Source organism: Arsukibacterium sp. (assembly GCF_036735525.1).
Lineage (GTDB): Bacteria > Pseudomonadota > Gammaproteobacteria > Enterobacterales > Alteromonadaceae > Alishewanella.
This window is the reverse complement of the sequence record NZ_DAINOE010000019.1, coordinates 41,935-47,307: the sequence shown is the minus strand read 5'-3', so window position 1 is coordinate 47,307 and position 5,373 is coordinate 41,935. Positions and strand designations below refer to the sequence as shown.

At 48.5% G+C, this 5,373-nt stretch carries 5 protein-coding genes and 1 pseudogene; 3 read left to right on the top strand and 3 right to left on the bottom strand.

The features are described 5' to 3' along the window. Both coaE and zapD read left to right on the top strand, forming a co-directional pair. On the top strand, positions 1–374 hold a 374-nt coding region (gene coaE, locus V7D78_RS05830; protein WP_333607497.1), incomplete at its 5' end, for a dephospho-CoA kinase. After that, entirely contained in the window at positions 367–1,113 is a 747-nt protein-coding gene (gene zapD / locus V7D78_RS05825; protein WP_333607496.1) for a cell division protein ZapD, read from the top strand. The genes coaE and zapD, both read left to right, overlap by 8 nt. A 131-nt stretch (positions 1,114–1,244) precedes the next feature. On the opposite strand, the gene mdh is transcribed toward zapD, so the two are convergent. Then, complete coding sequence (mdh, locus tag V7D78_RS05820; protein WP_333607495.1) at positions 1,245–2,183, bottom strand: malate dehydrogenase; 939 nt, start codon at positions 2,181–2,183, stop codon at positions 1,245–1,247. 203 nt (positions 2,184–2,386) lie between these two features. Between mdh and argR the strand changes: the two genes are divergently transcribed. Continuing rightward, positions 2,387–2,854, top strand: coding sequence for a transcriptional regulator ArgR (gene argR, locus V7D78_RS05815; RefSeq protein WP_333607494.1), 468 nt, complete (start codon positions 2,387–2,389; stop codon positions 2,852–2,854). 33 nt (positions 2,855–2,887) lie between these two features. On the opposite strand, the gene V7D78_RS05810 is transcribed toward argR, so the two are convergent. Next, complete coding sequence (locus V7D78_RS05810) at positions 2,888–3,793, bottom strand: Dyp-type peroxidase (protein ID WP_333607493.1); 906 nt, start codon at positions 3,791–3,793, stop codon at positions 2,888–2,890. An 891-nt stretch (positions 3,794–4,684) separates the two neighbouring features. Continuing rightward, positions 4,685–5,373, bottom strand: a pseudogene (locus tag V7D78_RS05805) (ammonium transporter); the annotation flags it as partial.

The following is a 5,373-nucleotide window of genomic DNA, read 5'->3' as shown; positions in this document are numbered from 1 at the left end:
CGGCCATTCGCCAGCAGCTGTTACAGCAACTGGCACTCGTGCAGGCACCCTATGTGCTATTGGTGGCACCTTTATTGCTGGAAAACGGCTTAGATGCGCTTTGTCAGCAAGTTCTGGTAGTCGATGTGCCCGAACGCTTGCAACAGCAACGCACCCTGGCGCGTGATAGTATATCTGAGCAACAGTTTGCTGCCATTTTAGCAGCGCAACTGCCGCGCTCAGCGCGGCTGGCCAAAGCCACTGCGGTAATTGATAACAGTGGCAGCCCGGCTGAGTTAAGCGCACAGGTGAAGGCTTTACACCTGAAATATTCCAGGATGGCGCAGCTAAAAGAACTAAATGCGCCTAGTAAGGTCATAGCTAACAATGACTGACATCGTCTACGAACATCCGCTGAATGAAAAAATCCGCACCTACTTGCGGCTTGAATACTTATTTGCGCAATTAAAGCAGTTACAAAGCTTAAATGATGAAGTGCAGCAGCAATGTTTTTTTAACGTACTCTTTGATTTAATTGAAGTCTTAGAGCGCAACGATGTCCGCCCCGAATTAATTAAAGATTTGGAGCGCTGCGAAAGCCAGCTGGTATTGTGGTCTAAACATCCGTCGGTGTCGGACAGCAAATTGCAGGTATTGCTGCAACAGGCCGTGCGGCTGCAAAGCGAACTGCTACGCAGTGGTAAGCTGGTGGGAACGTTAAAAGACGATAAATTTTTAGCGCCTCTGCGCCAACGTTTTAGTATTCCCGGTGGCAGCTGCTATTTTGATATGCCGCAGTTACAGTACTGGATCCACCTTGATGCCCCGCTCCGCCAGAAAATGGCCGCCGACTGGCTGCAACAAATACAGCTTACCCAGCAGGCTATTCAACTGGTACTGCGCTTTGTACGTGAACGCAGCGCCTTTAGTGATGCTCTGGCCGAAAATGGCTTTTACCAGCAAAACGCCGAACACTATGAGTTACTGCGCTTAAGCTACAACAACGAACTGGCGGTATACCCCACTATCAGCGGCAACCGCTACCGTTATGCCATTCGTTTTATGCAGCTGTGTGATGAACTCAGCCGCAGCGCCTGCGACAAAGACATCCCTTTTAAACTGGCGTGTTGTTAAACATAAAGGTGTAAAGTTCTGAATTTAGCAAGATAGGTTGTAGACAACAGAACCGATTTCCCCACGCGAAAATTGGCGCCAGAGAACATTAAAAAAGGCGCCGCAGCGCCTTTTTTCAACTGCAGCAACCCTTAGTTGTTGCTAACAAACTCTTCGCCAAGCGTAATGTCGGCTTTTAAGGTTGGCAACATATCGGTCATGGCTTTTTGCTCGAAGGCACTTAAGCTACCGATAGGCAGTAAACGCTCTACGCCGTTTTTACCCAGCACCAATGGCTGTGCAAAAAAACGGGCGTGCTCGCCTTCACCTTCTACATAGGCGTATTCGGTTACTGCTTCGCCCTGTAAACCTTTTACTAAAGATAAACAGAAACGTGCCGCCGCCTGGCCCATAGACAGTGTAGCTGAACCGCCACCGGCTTTAGCTTCTACCACTTCAGTACCGGCGTTTTGAATGCGTACCGTTAACGCTGCCACTTCTTCATCGCTAAAACTTACGCCTGCTACCTGGGATAACAATGGCAGTATGGTAGTACCGCTGTGACCACCAATAACCGGCACAGTAATATCAGCAGGGTTTTTGCCTTTTAATTCAGCAACAAAGGTTTCAGCACGGATCACATCCAGCGTGGTAACACCAAATAAACGGCGCGGATCGTAAGTACCGGCTTTCTTGAACACTTCAGCAGCAATCGCCACAGTGGTATTCACCGGGTTAGTAATAACCCCTACCAGCGCTTTCGGGCACTGCTGTACTATGGCTTCGGCCAGGGTTTTAACCACACCGGCGTTGATGTTAAACAAATCTGAGCGGTCCATACCTGGCTTGCGTGGCATACCGGCTGGGATCATCACGATATCAGCGGCTACTAAGGCCTGGTTTAAGTCTTCTTTACCGTAACCTGTTACCTTAACTGCGGTAGGGATATGGCTTAAGTCAACGGCAACACCCGGCGTTACCGGGGCCAGATCGTATAAGGCTAACTCAGTGCCGGCAGGTAAATCTAACTTTAACAGTAATGACAGCGCTTGACCGATACCACCGGCAGCACCTAAAACGGCAACTTTCATCTTAATCTCCCTTGTACAGTGTTTTACTAAACGCGACGTTAAAAACTGCGCCAACAATACTGAAATAGCGGCCAAAATACAAATGCCTTACGCCTAAAGTCTATGCATTTTCGGCAAACTTTGGCTAGTTTGCGTGACAGCCTGTATTGTGCCGCTAAATTTGTTAATATTAACGCAGCCCTCAACCGGATGATCATCAGACCATGACCAAACAATCAAAACAAGAAGCGCTGATCCAGGCATTTAAGGCGGTATTAAAAACCGAAAGCTTTGGCTCACAGGGAGAAATTGTCGAGGCATTAAAAAGTGAAGGCTTTGATAATGTCAGCCAGTCTAAAGTGTCACGTATGCTGAGCAAATATGGTGCAGTTCGTACCCGCAATGCCCGCCAGGAAATGGTGTACACTCTGCCCCCTGAGCTTGGCGTACCCACCACCAAAAGCCCGCTACGGCAACTGGTGCTGGATATAGAGCATAACGATGTGATGATTATTATCCGCACCAGCCCGGGCGCCGCTCAGTTGATTGCCCGCCTGCTCGACTCGGTCGGCAAAGCAGAAGGCGTGCTGGGTACCATTGCCGGCGACGATACCATTTTCATTGCGCCAATAAGCGTAAAAAATATCAACTTTACCTTGGCTAAAGTGACTGAGCTGTTCGAAAAGGTATAAGGCGGGCTTTGCCGTACAGGCTCAGGCCACGACTTACGCCTGCTGTGCTGCTTGCTCAATAAAGCTGATAGAAGGGGCAAAAAAAGCGGTGCATAAGTCTGCCTGATAATAATCCAGCAGCGGATCATAGGGCACAGCTGCCAAGCCTAAGCGGCGTTGCAGTAACTGCAAGTAGGCATTGGGCTGCGCGCAAAAAGTAACACTAAGCAGCCCTTGTTCTTTTAAGCGGCCAAAGGGCATAGACTGCTGCAACAACGCGGGCGGCGCAGCATCCTCTAGCAGCGTTTGCCAATGGCTATGCTCTGCCTGCCCAGCTAGCACCTTAGCACTGACCTTACTAAAGCCCATTAACTGCTCTTGCTCAGTTTGGCTTAATTGCTGCCAATGCGTTAAATCGAAATGCATACGACTAAAAAACACATAGCTGCCACCAGCAAAGGGCTCAGTGTCTGGCAGCAGTGCACTTTTGCGCCTCGCCAGGCCACGCAACGAACAAGGGTTGATATTAAAGCCAGTTAAATCGCGACCATCCAGATAATGAAAACCGCTTAATTGCTCAATAAGCTCGGTATTGGCGGCCAGCAATTGCTGTACTTGCTGACAAGCCAGATAATTCACATCCAGCCGGTCGGAGCGCAGTTGAATAAATAAATCAACCGGCTCGGTAGCCAGGCTTAAATGCTCGTTATCATAAGATGGAAAGGCATGAAACTCTGCCGGACGATGCTGTGGATACAACTTGTCCCAGTACTGTGGCCCTATCGCCACCACCAGGCTTAACATCGACTCGGAAAAATGCTCGGCCAGCCGATCAATCATTACCGGTAAGCGAGCCAATTTATGCCGTAATACCGCTTGCTGCCCATCTAAGGCATTGAAAAATAAATAACTGCCGTGTAAGTTGGCTTCAGCACATATGCCTAATTGTTCTCGTGCCATGGCTATCCCTGTTTGTTTTCAATCAGCTGACGGGCAAAAACGCCGGTGTCTGTGTGAGATATATCTCACAAAAGCAGCGGTTAAAACGCTATTTTCTGCAAACGCCTTTCAGCACAAATTCACTATCTATATGTTTTTAATGCAAAAAAACAGAATATGATTTTCTTACAATCTTGTTACAGTCTGGTTTTTTCAGAAAACTACCGACAATTTTATACCAGTTACCGCATAATTCTCTTGTCGACGGAACGACGGCTAACAGGACGTTAGCAAGCTGCAGGTAGCAGCAATTGCGCTAGGATAGCACAAGGATGGTTTTTGGACACGCTCAGGATGAGTAGCAGGGAACCGGTTCAGGATGAGCCAGCAAGGACCGACTCAGGACGAGTAAAGGGATAGCTCAGAAAGAGCAAATGGACAGGCCCAGGACGGGTAACAGCTTTTAGATTAAAGCTTACAGGATGAACGCCAGGATGGCGCTTGCTGGCCCCTCAGGATACGACCTTGAAAGGCAGTTTAGGACAGCGCAGTAGCTCAGGCTGCCGCGTATAATGGATAACTCAGGATGAGTTACGATTAGCAGGATGTTAATCGACAAGGATGACAGGACCCGGCATGATGCCATTGGACACTCCGGGAAGGAGCAGGGAAGACTGGCTCAGGATGAGTTACAGTAGGGATAGCTGAAAACGAACGAAACTGGCCGCGTAGTATGCGGCCTTTCGCTTTTTTGAAATACCGCTTTTTTGTCACTTGTCACTTGTCACTTGTCACTTGTCACTTGTCACTTGTCACTTAAAGAATAAAAAAACCCCGCAGCATAACCACGGGGCGTCTGTGTTAAATAATACAACTTTCAGACAAAGGAAAAGGATAGGGTCAAAAATCTCACTATTTCACAGAGGCGACAAACTCAGGGTAAGCTTCAATGCCACACTCAGAACTGTCTACCCCTTCGTATTCGGCTTGTTCATCTACCCGAATACCTATGGCCAGTTTTAACAGATACCACACCACTAAACTGGTTAAGAACACCCAGCCAAAAATGGTGGCGGCACCAATTAACTGGCCACTGAAGCTGCTGTCGCTATTGGTAATAGGCACTAGCAATAAACCATAGAAACCGACAACACCGTGTACAGAAATGGCCCCGACAGGATCATCTATTTTCACTTTATCCAGCGCTAAAATGGCCGCTACTACCAGAGCACCACCAATAGCACCAAACAAGGTGGCTTGCAGTGGTGTAGGCGTAGAAGGTTCAGCGGTAATGGCCACCAGACCAGCCAGAGCGCCGTTAAGGGCCATAGTTAAATCTGCTTTGCGAAATAACACTGACGACAGGATTAAGGCAGCTACTGCACCGGCGGCAGCGGCGGCATTGGTGTTAAGAAACACCACAGCAACACTGTGCGCATTGGCAATATCACCCAGTTTTAGTACCGAGCCACCGTTAAAACCAAACCAGCCCATCCATAAAATTAAGGTACCCAGCGCCGCCAATGGCATATTGGCACCCGGTATGGCATGCACTTTACCGTCTTTAGTGTATTTGCCTTTACGGGCACCCAGTAACAATA

Coding starts and splice junctions, on each gene's coding strand:
- zapD (WP_333607496.1), top strand. CDS start 367: ATGACTGACATCGTCTACGAACATCCGCTGAATGAAAAAATCCGCACC.
- argR (WP_333607494.1), top strand. CDS start 2,387: ATGACCAAACAATCAAAACAAGAAGCGCTGATCCAGGCATTTAAGGCG.
- mdh (WP_333607495.1), bottom strand. CDS start 2,183: ATGAAAGTTGCCGTTTTAGGTGCTGCCGGTGGTATCGGTCAAGCGCTG.
- V7D78_RS05810 (WP_333607493.1), bottom strand. CDS start 3,793: ATGGCACGAGAACAATTAGGCATATGTGCTGAAGCCAACTTACACGGC.